At 72.1% G+C, this 15,956-nt stretch carries 14 protein-coding genes; 5 read left to right on the forward strand and 9 right to left on the reverse strand.

Annotated features, from left to right (window positions below):
- Positions 1-9: 9 nt before the first annotated feature.
- Together OG504_RS19930 and OG504_RS19935 are read left to right on the forward strand one after the other, a co-directional pair.
- Positions 10-855: a hypothetical protein gene (locus OG504_RS19930; RefSeq protein ID WP_405991022.1), complete on the forward strand. Its 846-nt coding sequence runs from the start codon at positions 10-12 to the stop codon at positions 853-855.
- Between the two features lie 167 nt (positions 856-1,022).
- On the forward strand, positions 1,023-1,607 hold the full coding sequence (locus OG504_RS19935) for a sigma-70 family RNA polymerase sigma factor (protein WP_405991023.1): 585 nt from the start codon (positions 1,023-1,025) through the stop codon (positions 1,605-1,607).
- 26 nt (positions 1,608-1,633) lie between these two features.
- On the opposite strand, the gene OG504_RS19940 is transcribed toward OG504_RS19935, so the two are convergent.
- Positions 1,634-4,567 (reverse strand): AfsR/SARP family transcriptional regulator, encoded by a 2,934-nt coding sequence (locus OG504_RS19940; RefSeq protein ID WP_405991024.1) that lies wholly within the window; start codon positions 4,565-4,567, stop codon positions 1,634-1,636.
- 328 nt (positions 4,568-4,895) lie between these two features.
- Between OG504_RS19940 and OG504_RS19945 the strand changes: the two genes are divergently transcribed.
- From OG504_RS19945 to OG504_RS19955, 3 genes are all read left to right on the forward strand, one after another.
- On the forward strand, positions 4,896-5,399 hold the full coding sequence (locus tag OG504_RS19945; protein WP_405996382.1) for an RNA polymerase sigma factor: 504 nt from the start codon (positions 4,896-4,898) through the stop codon (positions 5,397-5,399).
- A 63-nt stretch (positions 5,400-5,462) separates the two neighbouring features.
- Entirely contained in the window at positions 5,463-6,074 is a 612-nt protein-coding gene (locus OG504_RS19950; protein WP_405991025.1) for a hypothetical protein, read from the forward strand.
- A 93-nt stretch (positions 6,075-6,167) separates the two neighbouring features.
- Entirely contained in the window at positions 6,168-7,721 is a 1,554-nt protein-coding gene (locus OG504_RS19955) for an ABC1 kinase family protein (RefSeq protein ID WP_405991026.1), read from the forward strand.
- 391 nt (positions 7,722-8,112) lie between these two features.
- Here the strand turns inward: OG504_RS19955 and OG504_RS19960 are convergent, their stop codons facing one another.
- The 8 genes from OG504_RS19960 to OG504_RS19995 form a co-directional block, all read right to left on the reverse strand.
- Entirely contained in the window at positions 8,113-8,598 is a 486-nt protein-coding gene (locus tag OG504_RS19960; protein WP_405991027.1) for an SRPBCC family protein, read from the reverse strand.
- Complete coding sequence (locus OG504_RS19965; protein WP_405991028.1) at positions 8,595-9,611, reverse strand: hypothetical protein; 1,017 nt, start codon at positions 9,609-9,611, stop codon at positions 8,595-8,597. The genes OG504_RS19960 and OG504_RS19965 overlap by 4 nt, the downstream gene beginning before the upstream one ends.
- Positions 9,608-11,032 carry a cytochrome P450 gene (locus OG504_RS19970; protein WP_405991029.1) on the reverse strand — a complete coding sequence of 475 codons (1,425 nt, stop codon included), beginning with the start codon at positions 11,030-11,032 and terminating at the stop codon, positions 9,608-9,610. The genes OG504_RS19965 and OG504_RS19970 overlap by 4 nt, the downstream gene beginning before the upstream one ends.
- 10 nt (positions 11,033-11,042) lie before the next feature.
- Entirely contained in the window at positions 11,043-11,723 is a 681-nt protein-coding gene (locus OG504_RS19975) for a class I SAM-dependent methyltransferase (RefSeq protein ID WP_405991030.1), read from the reverse strand.
- A 372-nt stretch (positions 11,724-12,095) separates the two neighbouring features.
- Positions 12,096-13,442, reverse strand: a complete 1,347-nt coding sequence (locus OG504_RS19980) for an NAD(P)/FAD-dependent oxidoreductase (RefSeq protein ID WP_405991031.1) — start codon at positions 13,440-13,442, stop codon at positions 12,096-12,098.
- Complete coding sequence (locus OG504_RS19985; protein WP_405991032.1) at positions 13,439-14,011, reverse strand: flavin reductase family protein; 573 nt, start codon at positions 14,009-14,011, stop codon at positions 13,439-13,441. The genes OG504_RS19980 and OG504_RS19985 overlap by 4 nt, the downstream gene beginning before the upstream one ends.
- Complete coding sequence (locus tag OG504_RS19990; RefSeq protein ID WP_405991033.1) at positions 14,004-14,471, reverse strand: type II toxin-antitoxin system RatA family toxin; 468 nt, start codon at positions 14,469-14,471, stop codon at positions 14,004-14,006. Before OG504_RS19990 ends, OG504_RS19985 begins: the two co-directional genes overlap by 8 nt.
- A gap of 186 nt (positions 14,472-14,657) precedes the next feature.
- Positions 14,658-15,833, reverse strand: coding sequence for an aspartate aminotransferase family protein (locus OG504_RS19995; RefSeq protein ID WP_405996383.1), 1,176 nt, complete (start codon positions 15,831-15,833; stop codon positions 14,658-14,660).
- Positions 15,834-15,956: the final 123 nt, after the last annotated feature.

The raw sequence follows: 15,956 nt of genomic DNA on the forward strand, positions 1-15,956 counted from the left end.
AGCACAGCCATGGAGACCACGCTCATGGAGACGACGGTCATGGACCAGTTCAGGGTCCGCATCTCCGACGGCGGACTCGCCGAGATCGACGGACACCCTCTCGTCCCGCCACCGGGCCAGTCCGTCCACGAGGCCGTACTGGACCAGCTGCAGCGGTACGCGGAGGAGCGCGACGCCGCCGTCGAGGCGACGGTGAACGACGGCCCCGGCGCCGCCCACTTCGTCCTCCAGGTCTCGCCGGACGGCTCCAGCCACGTCCTCGACATGGCGGAAGCGGCGCCTCCGGAACCCGAGACGTCCCCCGCGGTCGCCGCCCCGGTCTCCGCCATCGCCTCCGCGGTCGCCCGCGCCCGTGCCATGGCCGCCGCCCGTGCCTCCGCCCCCGCACCCGCGCCCGCCGCCGCCGACCTTCCCGCCGAACTCGCCGAACGGCTCGGCCGTATCAACGCGTTGGCGACCGCCGGTCGGCTCGACGAGGCGTTCACCGACGCGACCGCGCTGCGCGAGAGCCTGACAGGTTCGGTGGGCGCCGAGCACCCGCACGCGGTGGAGGCCCGGGCCGTGGAGGCCTACCTCGCGCACCTGCGCGGCGACTACCGCGAGGCCGTCGTACTGGCGCTGGCCGTGGCCCGGATCCGGTGCGGGGCCGGCGACGAACGGGCGCCGACGGAGGTGGCGCGGGCGGCGGCGGCCTGGCAGCAGCTCGACGACTCGCGGACCGCCGTCGCCCATGGACGCGAACTGCTGCACATGTGGGGCGTGTTGAACCGTCGCGGTCCGCTGCCGCCGGGCCACGTCGAACTCGCCGAACAGGTCCACAGATACGTGCAGGCGCTGGAGGCCGCGTACGCCTGAACCCCGCGCGTGCGGCCCGCACCGCCGCTGACCGGCCCGTCAATCGCCTCGTACAACGGGCGTCAAACGGACGTGGACCGTCCCTCGGAACACTCCCTTCCCCAGGAGACCCGGCTCCGGCCCGCAATCGGCCGGAGCCGGTCAGGCGGAGAAGCAGGAGCATGTCCATGAACGTCACGGCCATCGGATCGGCGAGCGCGGTCTCGCCCGAGGAACGGGCGCTGCGCGACCTCTACTTGGAACACGGCCCGGCCCTCTACTCGTATGTGCTGCGCATGCTGGACGGGGACACGCACCGCGCGGAGGACGTCCTCCAGGAGACGCTGCTGCGCTGCTGGAACAACGGGAACCTGACCGACGACGAGGGGATGGCCGTACGGCCCTGGATGTTCCGGGTCGCCCGCAACCTCGTCATCGACGCGCACCGGACCCGGCTGGCGCGCCCGTTGGAGATCAGCGGCACCAACTGGCTGGGCGACATGTGCGCCGAGGTGGACGACATCGAACGGATGCTGTCGTCCATGGTGCTGCACAAGGCCCTGCAGATGCTCACGCCCGCGCACCGCGAGGTGCTCCGGGCGACGTTCTTCGCGGACCGCACCACCCAGCAGGCAGCGGAGGACCTGGGGATACCGCGCGGCACCGTGAAGTCCCGCGTGTACTACGCCCTGCGCAGCCTGCGGCTGGCCCTGCGGGAACACGGGGTCGAGGTGGAGGACCTGCGGGAGGAGGAGGCGGACGTGGCGTGCTGACCGACGGAGCAGGGTCCGTACGGTAGTCAGCCGCCCGCCGGGGCGTCCGGTTCGTCGAGGTCCGGTTCGCGCAGGATCCTGCGCACGTCCTCGGCGTCCGGATGACCCGTCTCCTCCAGCAGCGCGCGTGCCGACCGCAGCGCCTCGCGGGCCGCGTCCCGGTCGCCGGTGGCGCGGTGGGTGTCGGCGAGGTGACGCAGGACGTCGGCTTCGAGATAGCGGTCGCCGATCGCGGCGAACAGGCGCGCCGACCGCTCGAACCGCTCGACGGCCTCGGCGTACCGGCCGAGGTGGTGGTAGGCGTACCCGATGGTGTCCTGCGTCGAGGCCGCTCCGTAGGGGTCGCCCGTCTCGTCGTAGAGGAGAAGGCTCTCGCGGCAGCGGTCGAGGGCTTTCGCGTGGTCGCCGATCAGGATGTACGTCCAGGCGACCTGGTTGAGCACACCGGCTTCGCCGTTGCGGTCGCCCTCGGCCCGGAACAGCGCGCGGGCCTGTGCGTAGTGGTCGACGGCGGCGGTGCGCCGGTCCGTCCGGTTGCCCAGGTAGGCGAGGGCGCGATGGACCCGGGCCTGACCGAACGGGTCACCGACGGCACGGAACAGGTCCAGCGCGCGTTCGAGGCAGCCCGCCGCGGGCTCCGCGTGGTGGAACTGCGCGTGCGCCATGCCCAGACCGCACAGGGAGTACGCCTGGCCGAGGGGATCGCCGAGCCGCTGGGCCGCTCCCAGCGCCACGCTGTTGATCTCCAGGAGGTCGTGCCAGAAACCGAGCCGGTTGAAGTAGACGTCCAGGGCCGCGGCGGTGCGCCAGGCGTGTTCGTCGTAGCCGTGGGCGGCGGCGTGCCCGACGATCGCGCGCAGGACGTACCGCTCCGCGCGCAGCCAGGCGGTCGCCTGCGCCCGGTCGTCGAACCGCAGGGGCTCGCTGCCCGTTGTACCCGGCGGCAGGGCGATCGTCTCGCGGAAAGGGTCCAGGACCGAGGAGACGTTGTGGGCGGTGCGCAGGAAGTGGTCGTGCATCCGCAGCAGCGCCGGGCCGCGGGTGCTCTCGCCGTCCTCGGTCCCGGCGAGTTCACCGGAGTAGGCGCGCAGCAGGTCGTGGAAGGCGAACCGGCCGGGGACCCGTTCGATGAGCAGGCTCGCCCCGGTGAGCTCGGTCAGCAGGGCGCGGACTCCACGGGGTGGTGCGCCGGTCAGCGCGGTGGCCGCGGCGGTGGTGATGTCGGGGCCGGGGTGCAGGGCGAGGCGACGGAAGAGCCCTGCCGCCTCAGGGGACAGTGCCTGGTACGACCAGGAGAACACGGCACGGGCGTCGGTGCCGATGTCGTCGCCGACGAACGCGTCGAGACTGCCGTGGTCGTGCCGGAGCTCCTCGGCGATGGCGGCGAGCCGGAAGCCCGAGTGGTGGGCGGCGCGGGCCGCCACGATGGCCAGAGCCAGCGGGAGCCGGGCGCACAGGTCGGCGATGGCGGCGACGGCCTCCGGCTCGGCGGCGACGCGGGCGCCGCCCAGCCGTCGGGTCAGCAACTCGAACGATTCCTCCGCACTCAACAGGCCCAGCGTGATCGGATGCGCGCCGTGCCCAGCGACCAGTCCACCGAGCCGGCTGCGGCTGGTGACGATGACGAGGCTGCCGGGTGTGCCGGGCAGCAGCGGCCGTACCTGCCCGGCGTCACCGGCGTTGTCCAGCACGATCAGGACGCGCCGGTCGGCGAGGACGGTGCGGTACAGGGCGGCCTGGGCGTCGAGTCCCTCGGGGACCGCCTGCGGGGCCACGCCGAGCGCCACGAGGAACATCTCGATCGCGGAGCCCGGAAGCATGCGGGAGCCGTGCGGGTCGTAGCCGCGAAGGTTGACGTAGAGGCTGCCGTCGGGGAAGCGGTGGGCGATCCGGTGGGCCCAGTGCACGGCGAGCGTGGTCTTGCCGGTCCCCGCCATTCCGTCGACGACGCCGATGACCGCGGTGCCGGGCGGCCCGTCGCCCTCGGGGAACAGGGTTGCGACGTAGTCGAGTTCGGTGCGGCGACCGGTGAACAGGGGGAGATCGGCCGGGAGTTGGGCAGGGCCCACGGCTCCGGTCCGGCGGGCCGGTGCGGGAGCGTCCGGTTCCGGGCGAGGGCCGCCACCGGGACTGTCCGGTGCGGGGGCCGCCCTGGTCGGTTCGTCGAGCATCGGCCGAGCACGCCCGGGCTCACCGGCCAGAAGTCGTGCGTGTACGGCACGTAAGGACGGGCCCGGCTCGATGCCCAGTTCGTCGACCAGGATGCGGCGCGTCCTCGCGTAGGTCTCCAGCGCCTCGGCCTGCCGCCCGCACCGGTACAGAGCGGTCAGCAGCAGCTCGCTCACGGCCTCACGCAGCGGATGCGCGTCACGCAACACCAGCAGTTCCGGCACCACCGCCTCGTGCCTGCCCAGCTCCAGCTCCATGGACAGCCTCAACTCCAAGGCGCCCAGCCGACGTTCGGCCAGGTCGGCCCGTGCGGCCTCGGCGTACGGACCGGGCACGCCGGCCAGTGCCGCACCGTCCCCGGCGGCCAGTACGGTACGCAGCAACCGGACCGCGTCGGCTCGGTCACCGGCGGCGCGCCGTTGCCCGGCCCGCGCCACCGCCTCCTCGAACTCGGCCAGGTCGCTGGAGACCCGGTCGGTCCGCAGGGCGTACCCGTCCCCGATGGAGACCAGGAGCCCGGACGGCCGCCCCGGCGTCCGCTCGGGCTCGAGCAGCCTGCGGAGGCGGGAGACGTAGGTGCGCACCACCGCCACAGCACCCCGGGGCGGCTGCGCACCCCAGATCCCGTCCACGAGATCGGCGACGCCGACCGCCCGCCCCCGGCTCAGCAGCAGTGTCGCGAGCACAGCGCGCTGCTGAGGGGGGCCGAGCGCCAGTTCGGCGGGGCCCCGCCAGGCACGCAGCGGGCCGAGCAGGGAGAACCGGAGGGTCTCTGGTCCACTTTCCTCCACGGTGCAGGACAGTAGCGGCCGCGATGCCGACCGTCAGGCGAAGAGGCGATTCCGTGCCGGCCACGGCCCCGCCGCCCGCGGAGCACCGAACCGTGGATCGACCGAACCGAAGATACTGTTATCCCTTCTCATTTTCTCATTCAAACGAAGGAAGGGTGTGATGTGCGGGTTAACCACCTCCCCCCAGGGCAGAAAGCCGGTGTTTCCGCCGAAGAATGAAAAGGAAGGGCGAGGGGGTGGAAAGAGTGGAGGGGATTTTCGTGCCATGAGGGCATGCGTGAACCCAATCGCCGGGAACATTTCTTTCGTTCGATCATTGGTGATGCGCATGCACTTATGCCGCGATTCCTACTGGACTGAAGTCCTTCAGCATCGCGAGCGCCTCCTGCGTCTGGTCCGGCGCCGGCTGCCCAATCCGCATGACGCCGAGGACTGCGTCCAGGAGGCCATGCTGCGGGCGGCGACCCACCGCGACCTGGACCGCGACCGGCTCGGGGCCTTCCTGACCACGGTCGCCATGCGGCTGTGCATCGACAGCTACCGGGAACGCGAGCGCTGGCAGCGGCTGCTCCTGCGCATCACCGACGGGGAGCCGGAGATGCTGGAGGAAGCCGTCTGCGACCGGGAATTCGGCCGCTGGCTGCTCCGGCAGGCCGGGCAGCTCCGCGGCCGGGAGCGGCAGGTGATGCTCGCGCGGGCCGACGGTATCTCCATCGTCGAGTTCGCCCGCATCAACCAGATCTCCGTAAAGGCCGCCGAGGGTGCTTTCACACGTGGCAGAGCAAGGCTCCGGCACATGTGCACCCAGTCTCTGGGCGAATCCTGCGGATGACCGAAAAATGGTTGGGCATTCTGGTGAATTCCATGATGCCCCTAGGGAAGGACACCCGAAAAAGTGGCTGACAAACCGAGCACGCAGGACACCATCAAGAACTTACTCGGCGACATCGCCGACAGTTCCAACAAGGCCTTCAACGATTTCCTCGACCCGCCGAACAAGTCCAGGAAGTCCGACTACCCGGACTGGTTCGGCTCCGGCAATCCGATGGCGGCCCTGGCCGGGACGCCCCTCGGGGCGCTCCAGGCGATGGCGGCGTTCGGCGGCATGAACCCCGTGGCCGCACTCGCCGGCGCCAACCCGCTCGCCCTCCTGGCGGGCGCCTCCTCCGACCGGAGCTCCGGGCCGGTGAACCCCCTGGCCGCACTCGCGAACGCCAACCCACTCGCCGCGCTGGCGGGCGCGGCCCATCCGGCGGCGGCCCTCGCCGGGCTGTCCGGCCAGTCCAACTCCCCCAATCCGCTCGCGGCCTTCGGGCAGCTCGCCGGCGCCGCGGCCGGACTGCCCGGTGCAGTGGGCGGTCTCGGCGGCCTGGCCGAATCCCTGGCGACCCTGCCCCAGCAGATCGCCAAACTGACCGACCTGCTGTCCTCGCTGGTCGGCGCCCTGGACACCATCAGCGATGTCGCGGCGAGTGCCGGAGTCCGTCCGCCGGCCAAGAAGGGATGACCGACGCCGTCCTGTCACCAGGCCGTTGACCCGCGGTCCGGGCCCGGTGCGCCGGGCCGGCTGCCGCAGAACCCTTAGGAGGGAACCCGCGTCGTGAGGACCTTGATCGGCGACCGGCTCCGGCTGGTCGTGAAGGTGCTGGGCAGTCTGATCGCCGACGAGGTCGGTCACACGGCGCGGGAACGCGGCAGATCCAAGGGGAACGGCCGGTCCCCGGCGGAGGAGGAGGAATCCGCCGCCGGGGACGCCCAACGACGCGCGAGGGCCGTACGAAAAGCCCTGGAGAGCCTGGGCCCCTTCTACGTGAAGCTCGGCCAGATCCTCTCCACCCGGCCGGACATGGTGCCGCCGTCGATGATCGCGGAGTTCCAGAACCTGCACGACCAGGTCGACGTGCAGCCGTTCTCCCTGTTCGAGCCGGTCCTGGAGAAGGATCTCGGCCCCGACTGGAAGCTCAGGTTCGACGACATCGACACCACCAAGCCCCTGGGCGCGGCCTCGCTGGCCCAGGTCTACAAGGTGACCCTGCCCGGCGGCAGACCGGCCGTGGTGAAGATCCAGCGGCCGGAGATCCGTGAGGCGGTCCGGGCGGACATGGCCCTGCTGCGCCGGGCCTCCCGCATCGTGGCCCGGGCGGCACCGCGGTTCAACGAGGTCATCGACGTCGAGGCGATGCTGGGCTCGATCTTCGACGCCATGGAACCCGAACTCGACTTCACCGGCGAGGCCCGCAACATGGAGGAGGGCCGGGAGGCGGCCCGCGACTTCAGCACCCTGGCCGTCCCCGAGGTCCTCTCGGCCACACCCCGGGTGCTGGTGCAGTCGATGGCTCCCGGCATGTCCGTACGGCATCTGGACCCCAGGGCGTTCAGCGACAGCGAGCGCACCCGGATCGGCAAGGACCTGCTGCGGTTCATGTACCGCGGCTACTTCGTGCAGCGGACGTTCCACGCGGACCCGCACGCGGGCAACGTCTTCGCGCTGCCCGGGGGCCCCGCGACCCTGATCGACTGGGGCATGGTGGGACGCCTGGACAAGCGGACCAGTCTCCAACTGCTGCCGCTGCTCATGGCGTTGGCGCAGAACGACGGACACGGCCTGGCCCGCGCCTGGGCCGACATGGGGAAGCTCACCGCCTGGGCGAACCTGCCGGCGTTCGCCGCCGACATGGCGGCGCTGGTCCCCAAGATCTCCAGCGCCTCGCTGGGCGAGCTCAACTTCGGCGTCTCGCTCACCACGGTGCTGGAGAAGGCCACCAAGCGCGGCATCGGCTCCGCGCCCTCGATCTCCCTGCTGGGCAAGTCCTTCGCCAACCTCGAGGGCTCGGTCCGCTGCCTGGCGCCCGAACTGTCGCTCGCGGAGATCTTCAAGGGCGAGGTCCGCGGCATCGTGATGTCCCTGCTGGGCGAGTACATCTCGCTGGAGCAGCTCGGCCGTACGGCGATGGACCTCATGGTCACGGCCACCACCAGCCCCGAGCAGCTGCGCGGACTGCTGGCCGACGCGTCCAACCGACGGTTCGCCCTCCAGGTCCACCACCCGAGGACACCGGCCGCCCTGGGAGGCGAACGCGGCTCCTCCTACGCGGGGTTGATCGCCCTGGGCGCCATGGCACTGCTGCTGGACCACCGCCGTCGGTCCCGCTGACACGTCCGGCTCCGCGGCACACCCGGCCTCGACCGCCCGGCAACCCGTCTCGGCCGCCCCCAGGCCCTGCCGCTGAACCACCGCCCCTGGTCCCGGTGCCCCGTCCGGATCCCGCCGCACACCCCGCCTCGACCACCCACCGGCAACGCGTCTCAGACGTCCCCCGGGCTCCCGCCCCAGGTCTCCTCCTGGGTCCCGCCTCGGACGCCCCCGGGCCCGCGCCCCAGGCCTCCTCCAGGCTCCCGCCTCGAACGCCTCCCCTCGGGCCCTCGCCTCGACCGCCCGCCAGGAACCCACCTCAGGCGCCCCGTGGCCCCCGCCGCAACCACCCGCCAGAAACCCACCGCAGGCATCACCCAGACCCCGCCTCGGACACACCCGGCCCCCCACCTCAACCACCGCCCTCCAAAGCCCCCCGAAGCGCGGCCAGTGTCGCTCGCATCGTCGCGCGGTTGCGCTCGCGACGCCGGACCACACCGGTGACGACCGGGCTGACGACGGTGAGGAGCCGCCCGGCGACCGGCGACCGCAGGTCGAGCCACTCCTCCGTGACCTCGCATCCCCCGGGTACCTCCCTGAAGCGGTACGTCCACTGGGACAGGGCGATGCCCAGGATGCTGACCCTGAAGGAGAAGCAGCTGCCCGGACGGGCGGCGACCACGGTGCACAGGGTGGCCCAGGGCAGCCACGCGGCGCGGTTGAGTCCCACGAAGCGGGTGCCCACGCGCACGGGCCCGGGGCCGCCCAGCACGCGGGCGCCCCGGACCTCCGGACTCCACTCCCCCATGCGCGTCACGTCGGCCACGGCGGCGTACGCGATGTCCGGCGGCACCCGGACCGTGACGCGCTCGCCGAGCGGGACCGGGTCCCTCCTCACGCGCGGATGGTGATGCCGTGCTCACGGTCGTCCGTGAGGATCTCCATCAGGGCGCGGCTGTCGGTCTTGAGCGCGGTTCGCTTGCCGGTGACCCGGTTGGCGATCTCGACCGTGCAGGAGCCGATCTTCGTGTTGAGGCAGTGTTTGATCCCGCCGGGCGGGTTGTAGTAGTTGAGGCCTACGAACCGTTCCTTGGGGGCGGTCATCCGGCCGCGGATGTCGACGGTGCCGTCGGACGTGGCGAAGTCCCAGTAGAAGTAGCCGAAGTCCGCCTTGGCGGTGAGCGCCTGACGCAGGGACACCAGCGAGTACTCGCGGTCGTCGTGACGCAGGACGAGGAAGGTGACCTGCGGGATGTGCACCGGGCCGAGCTTGGCGCGGGCCGTGACGACCTCCAGGAAGCTGTCGGGCTCCCCGTCGAACCCGGCGACCTGCCCGAAGGCGTAGTGGTCGGTGTGCCGGCTGCCCCAGTTGTGGTTCTGGCTGCCGGTCCAGCCGTCGATGTCGATCTCCTCGCCGTTGACGTCGAGGCTGCCGCTGTACCGGGCGAGCGGTGTGCCGACGAGGCTCTTGGCCTTGGGGAAGCCACCCGTGTACATCCTCGGCGGCAGCAGGAACAGCGGCGGCCGGTCCCCGGTGTACGTCAGGTCCCAGCCGATCCGGCCGTCCGGTCCCCGCGCCTCGCCCTTCAGGCGGCCGGGCTCCAGCACGCGGTCGCCGACCCGGGCGCCGAAGGAATCGGTGCTGAAGTGGCAGTCCGCGATGGGGTGTTCCTCCTTGGCCACCACATGCTGTCCGGTCACCCCGTCGAACCAGATCGCCCACAACTCGCCGATGGCCGCCTCGGGCATGTCCGCGGGGCTGAACACGGTGTACCGGATCCAGAACGCGCGGGGTTCCGTGGGGTGGTTGCCCCGCTGGTAGAAGCTCTCGTAGTGACCGGCCCGCTGGCCCGGCCGGTAACGGGTCCGGTTGATGTGCTCGGGGTCGAGGAGCGAGGCGTCGGCGTTCATGAGGTCCGTTCTCCGGCGACATGGGCGGTGCGTGCGGCCGAGGGCGTCCGCTGATGCATCGTCATCAGCATTCCGTACCGCGGCCGCAGGGTGATGGTGGCGTGGTTCACCACCCGGTGAGAGGGAACATGGCGGAACTCCCACCGACGCACCAGGGCGCACAGCAGCAGATGCGCCTCCATGAGCGCGAAGTGCTTCCCGATGCAGAGGTGCGGCCCGGCGCCGAACGGCAGATAGGCGAAGCGATGCCGCCCCTTGCCGGCCTCCGCCAGGAACCGGTCCGGGTCGAAGCGCTCGGGGTCCGGCCAGTGCCGGGGGTGCCGGTGGATGTCGTACAGGTTCACCAGGACGCGTGACCCGGCCGGCACCCGGTAGCCGCCCAGTTCGGTGTCCCGCCGCACCAGCCGGGGCAGGATCGGCGCCGACGGATAGAGCCGCAGGGCCTCCTCGAAGACCCGCAGGGTGTACGGCATCGCCGCCAGGTCGTCCGGGGTGGGCAGGTCCTCGCCCAGGACACCATCCACCTCCCGCTGAACCCGCTCCAGCACCTCCCGGTGCCGGGAGAGCAGGTAGAACGCCCAGGTGAGGGTGATCGCGGTGGTCTCGTGCCCGGCGGCGAAGGTGGTGATCACCTCGTCCCTCAGCTCCCGGTCGGTCATCCCCTCGCCGGTGTCGGCGTCGCGGGCGGCCAGCAGCATGTCGAGAAGATCCCCACCACCAGTGACGGCATCGGGCTGTCGGCGTTCCGCGATGATCCGGTAGATGAGGTCGTCGAGTCCCCGCATGACGTCCTGGAAGCGCCGGTTGCGCGGGGTCGGCCAGGACGTCGGCGGGCTCAGCGGGTTCTGCAGCCGGTCGAAGGCGTAGTTGATGGCGACGTCCACCGCGTCCGGCCCGAGCCCCGCCAGGGTCCGGCTCACATCGGTGCTGAACATGCACCGGCTGACGATGTCGAGGGTGACCCGCATCATCTCCGTGTGCAGGTCCACCACCGCACCCGTCCGGTAGCGGTCGGCCATGTGCGCGATCTGCTCGGCCGCCGAGACGCCCATCGTCGCGAACATGCCCGCGAGGGCCTGCTTGGTGTAGATCGGCTGCATCATCCGCCGGTTGCGCAGCCAGCTCTTGTGGTCGTCGCTGGTCAGCAGCCCCTCACCGAGGACGAGCCGCAACGGGTTGTCCGGCCCGAGTTTGCCGAACCGGTCGCTGTCGGTCAGCACCTCGGCGGCCAGTTCCGGGCTGGTCACGCCGTGCACCGTCACCGGCCCGAGCCGGTACCGGACCAGGTCGCCATGGGCGGTACGCCCCCGGTGCATGGCCTGGAGGATGTCGCGCCGGAAGTCCAGCACACTGCCGAGCAACGGCAGCCCGGCCGCCCTGGGAGCGGCAGCCGCCGCGCCGATGTGCAGTACGTCGGTCATCGCCCCGCCCTCACTTCCGCGCCAGCGCGCAGACCCAGCCCAGCGAACGGCGCGGCTCGGACACGAACCGGGCGTCCTGGAACCCGGCCTTGGTGAGCCGTTCCACCAGGTCGTCCCCGGAGAGGATGTGCAGCCCCGCCCGCTGCGAGCGTTCCGTGAAGCGCCGCCCGAAGAACCGCTGGGTGAGTGACGGATCGTCGGCTGTCTCCCGGCTCATCTCCAGCGTGACGGCCACCTGGCCGCCCGGTTTCAGCACCCGGTACGCCTCGGCGAGACCGCCCAGGGGATCCGGCCAGAAGTAGAAGGTCTCGATCGCGCAGACCTGGTCGAACGACGAGTCCTCGTACGGCAGTTGGGAACAGTCACCGTGCCGGACCTCGACCCGCCCGCGCGCGATGGCCGGCAGATTCCGCCGCGCCGCCTGCTCGACCATCTCCATCGAGTAGTCCACCCCGGCGACGAACCCCTGGGCGGCCCGCCGCGACAGCAGCTTCACCGCCATGCCCCCGCCGCAGCCGACGTCCAGGACGCGTTGACGGCCGCGCACGTCCATGTGCTCGATCGTCCACTCGGTGAGGCTCCGGTGCTGCACCGCCATCAGGTTCCCGAAGAACCGCCCGGCTCTCCCGGCCGGCCTCCGAAAGTTCTCCTCCATGAGCTCCAGCGGCCTTGCCAGCAGTGTCCCGATCATTGACGTTTCCTTTCCGGTCAGCCCTGCGTCCGTGTGGTTCCGAGACGGTCGGAGTGAATCGGTCGAGTGGTCTACGGCTGCCCGTCCCCCGGGGCCGAGTGCGGGCGCCCGCCGCACGGCGGGCGGTACGGTCCAGCGCGGCCAGGTGAGCCCGCACGAGCGGCCGGGCCTCCGCGTCGCGGTGCGGCAGTCGCGAAGAAGTCGGACGGACGGTCCACGGCGGCTCCTCACCCCCGAGGCCCGAGTGCGGGCCCCGCCGCACGGCGGGCGGTGCCGTCCATCGCCGCCAGGTGAGCCCCCACGAGCGGCCGGGCCTCCGCGTCGCGGTGCGGCAGTCGCGAAGAAGTCGGACGGACGGTCCACGGCGGCTCCTCACCCCCGAGGCCCGAGTGCGGGCCCCGCCGCACGGCGGGCGGTACGGTCCAGCGCGGCCAGGTGAGCCCGCACGAGCGGCCGGGCCGGTCCCGAGACCGGGAGGCGGGGTGCCCGGGAACGGTGCCAGGGCAGCGGCTCGGGTGTGTCCGCGTCGCCCAGGAGGGCCGCGGCGAGGTAGGAGCCGTGAGCCACCGACATCGCGAGGCCGTGCCCGTTGCAGCCGCCCGCGTACCAGAGGCCGGACCGGCCCCGGACCGGTCCCACCACGGGAAGGCCGTCGGCCGTGACCCCGATCCCGCCCGCCCAGCGGTGCGTGACCTCCACCCCGGCCAGCGCCGGGTGCAGGGCCCGCAGCCACTGCTCCAGCCGGTGGAACGCGAAGACCCGCAGCACAGCTCTACGGCGGGGCCCGACCCCGTCCGGACAGAGGGCGGTACCGCCTCCCACCACCAGTCGGCCCTCCGCGGTGAGGCGGAAGTACGGGGCGAGCGGCACCGCGTCGATCACCGCCAGGCCACCGTGCCCGAGGAGCGCCCGCGCCTCGTGGCCCAGCGGCTCGGTCGCCACCGCGTGCACCTCGAGCCCGAGCACCGTGCCCACCGGCAGCCCGAGCCCGGCCACCCCGGCGTTCACCGCCAGCACGGACCGCGCCGCCCTCACCGTGCCGTGCGGAAACAGCAGTTCGGGCTGCTGCCCGTCCCCGCCGCGCACCTCACGCAGCGGGCTGCCGCCGTAGAGCCGTACGCCCTTCGCCACGCAGGCCCGCGCCAGCGCCGCCGTCAGCGCGGCCGGGTCGAGGGTCGCCGTGTGCCGGTGGAGGAGACCCGCGTGGTACGGCACGTCGACCCGGCGCCGGATGTCGGCGGCGCAGAGGACGGGCACCTCCAGGTCCAGGGCGCGGTAGGCGGCGGCCTGCCGGGCCAGGGACGCAAGGCCGGTGCGGGAACGCGCCGCGACGATCTGCTCCCCGTCCGCGCAGGGCACCCCGAGCCGGTCGCACAGCTCCACGACATGGCGTACGGCCTCGACGCTGGCCCGGTGCATCCGGCGGGCGACGGCGGGCCCGTGCCGACGCACCGCCCGGTCGACCGGCGGGCCCACCCGCGGGCCCAGCAGCCCGGTGCCCCGCCCACTGGCACCGGCGGCCGGCCGCCGCGCGTCCACCACCACGATGTCCAGGGAGGGTTGGCGTTCCGCCAGGTGATAGGCGGTGGACAGTCCTACGAGCCCCGCGCCCACCACCGCGACATCGGCACCGATCCGGCCGCGCACGCTGGACGGCGGGTCCGTGCCGTCCGGGTCCCCGGACTCCCAGCAGGGCGTGCCCGGCGCGAACAGGGTCACCGGGGCGCCCCTTCTCCGGCCCCTGACAGCGACCCGAACCTCCGGTCGTGCCAGAGCAGCGGCCGGCCCGACGCCACCTGCACCACGGCCACCCGTCCCACCACGGCGCTGTGGTCGCCGTAGCGGCGGATGTCCTCGACCAGGCAGACCGACCAGCCGAGCGCGTCGCCGAAGACGGGTGCGCCCAGGACCGGGCGGAGCGGGATCTCGCGGAACCGTTCGGCGGACGAGGCGGCCGGGTCGGCGAAGCGGGTGGCCCGTGAACGCTGGTTGTCCCGGAGCAGGTTGACCGCGAACACGCCCTGGCCGCTGATCGCCGACAGGGTGTGGGACCCGTTGCGCAGACAGGCGAGCAGGAGGGGCGGCCGGGCCGAGAGCGAGGTGAGGGCGGAGACGGTCATTCCGGTGGGCCGCCCGTCTCCGCCCTGCGTGGTGATCACGGTGACGCCGGAGGCGAGCTTCGCGTACAGGCGCAGGCAGTGTTCGGTGTCCGGGCCGGGTTCGTCCCGGAGCTGTTCGCCCGGGTCCGGCGGCCGGGCCAGGGCGAGGTTCAGGGCGAGGTCAGCCATGCGCGGCGTCCGCGAGACCGGCCGGTGACACCGTGCCGAGCAGACCCTGGAGGATCTTCTCGATGTTGGTGCGTAACGTCGACTCGGCCACCGGGTCGAGGATCTCGGCCAGGGTGGGGATCCCCAGGTCGAACGAGGCCCGGAAGGTGACGGTGGTGCCGTCCTCGTGCGCCTCGCAGGCCCAACTGCCCTCGAAGGTCTCGAAGTCACCGCTGAGCTGCTCGAACGCGATGGAGAGGGCGGCCGGCGAGAAGGTGTCGCGTTCCGTCCAGCGCATCAGCCCGTTGCGGAAGGAGACCGTCCACGCGGAGACCACGGAACCGTCGGGCCGCGGCGGCTGCACCTCCACCGCGCGGACCGTCGTGGTGAGTTCGGGGTACCGACTGAAGTCGCTGATCCTCCGGTAGGCGTGCTCGGGGTCGATGCCCTGGGCTGTCATCCGGACTGTCACATGGCGCATGTTCTACGTCCTCACTGACGTGGGGGGCTGTCGTGCTCACTGGCGTGGGGGGCTGTCGTGACCGACGGGGGTGGTGCTTGTCGTGACCGACGGTGGGTGGTGCTTGTCGTGACCGACGGCGGGTGGTGCTTGTCGTGGCTGACGTGCGGGGTGGTGCTGTCGTGCCGATGGCGATGCCGTGACCGGTCAGCCGAGGCGGGTGTGCACGGCCCGCAACGCTTCGGCCAAGGCGTCCAGGAAGAGCTGGACCTCGTCGGCGTCGGCGATCGCCGGGGGCGTGAGTCGGAGCACGCGCGTGGAGTTGAGCGAGTGGTTGACCAGGACGCCGCGGCTCACCAGCTCCAGCAGCGTCTCGCCGACGGCCTGTGCCTGGGCGAACTCGATCCCGATCAGCAGTCCCCTGCCGCGGACCTCGTGCACCAGGCGTTCCCGGTAGGGGGCGCAGATCTCCTCGACGCCGGCGAGCAGTTGACGGCCCAGCACGGCGGCCCGGCCCACGATGCCCTCGCGGTCGATCGTCTCCACCGCCGCCAGCGCCGCCGCACAGGCGATCGGCGAGGCCCCGAAGGTGGAGGTGTGGAGGTAGGGGTCGCGCGAGAACGGACCGTAGGCATCCTTGGTCGCCACCATCGCGGCCACCGGTACGACCCCGCCGCTCAGCCCCTTCCCCACGAGGAGGACATCGGGCACGACACCTTCGGCGTCCACACCCCACCAGGTACCGAGCCGCCCCAGCCCGGTCTGCACCTCGTCCACGATCAGGAAAGCGCCGTACACCTGGCACAGTCCGGCCGCCTCCGCGAGATACCCGGCCGGCGGGATACGCACCCCACCCTCACCCTGCACCGGTTCGAGAATCACGCAGGCACGGTCGCGACGCTCGGCGAGTGCCGCCGCCAGCTCGGCCAAGTCCCCGTGGGCGACCTGCGCGGTGTCCGGCAACAGCGGCTCGAAAGGCTGCTGGTAAAGGGAGTTGGCGGTGACACTCAACGCCCCCAGGGTCTTGCCGTGATAGCCGGACACCGTGGTCACCAGCGCGTTCCGCCCATGGGCACGGGCCAGCTTCAGTCCCGCTTCGGTGGCCTCGGCACCGGAGTTGACGAAGTGCACGTGATCGAGGCCCACCGGGGTGTGCGCGGCCAACGCGGCAGCGGCCCGCGCGGCAACGGGTTCCAGGAACACCCGGGTGGCCAACGGATGCGCGTCCAACTGCCGGTGCACCGCGTCGAGTACGGCCGGGTGCCGATGCCCCAGGATGAAGACGCCGTAGCCCCCGAAGTCCAGATACCGACGCCCGTCGTCGGTGTGCACCCAGGCGCCTTCGGAGTACACCTCGGCCATCCCACCGAGCACTGTGCCCATGACGGCACGGCCGGTCCCGAGGTGGCGGCGGTAGAGGTCGGCGGTGGTGGGGGGTGGGGTTGTGGGGGCGGGAGCGGTCGCCTCTGTGGGAGTGGGGGCGACCGTCTCTGCGGGGGCGGGACC

It is taken from the genome of Streptomyces sp. NBC_00986 (assembly GCF_045162565.1).
GTDB lineage: Bacteria > Actinomycetota > Actinomycetes > Streptomycetales > Streptomycetaceae > Streptomyces.

Bases quoted from the DNA above. Each gene is read 5' to 3' on its own strand.
- OG504_RS19935 (WP_405991023.1), top strand. From the start codon at position 1,023: ATGAACGTCACGGCCATCGGATCGGCGAGCGCGGTCTCGCCCGAGGAA.
- OG504_RS19990 (WP_405991033.1), bottom strand. From the start codon at position 14,471: ATGCGCCATGTGACAGTCCGGATGACAGCCCAGGGCATCGACCCCGAG.
- OG504_RS19970 (WP_405991029.1), bottom strand. From the start codon at position 11,032: ATGACCGACGTACTGCACATCGGCGCGGCGGCTGCCGCTCCCAGGGCG.
- OG504_RS19995 (WP_405996383.1), bottom strand. From the start codon at position 15,833: ATGGGCACAGTGCTCGGTGGGATGGCCGAGGTGTACTCCGAAGGCGCC.
- OG504_RS19985 (WP_405991032.1), bottom strand. From the start codon at position 14,011: ATGGCTGACCTCGCCCTGAACCTCGCCCTGGCCCGGCCGCCGGACCCG.
- OG504_RS19965 (WP_405991028.1), bottom strand. From the start codon at position 9,611: ATGAACGCCGACGCCTCGCTCCTCGACCCCGAGCACATCAACCGGACC.
- OG504_RS19930 (WP_405991022.1), top strand. From the start codon at position 10: ATGGAGACCACGCTCATGGAGACGACGGTCATGGACCAGTTCAGGGTC.
- OG504_RS19945 (WP_405996382.1), top strand. From the start codon at position 4,896: ATGCACTTATGCCGCGATTCCTACTGGACTGAAGTCCTTCAGCATCGC.
- OG504_RS19975 (WP_405991030.1), bottom strand. From the start codon at position 11,723: ATGATCGGGACACTGCTGGCAAGGCCGCTGGAGCTCATGGAGGAGAAC.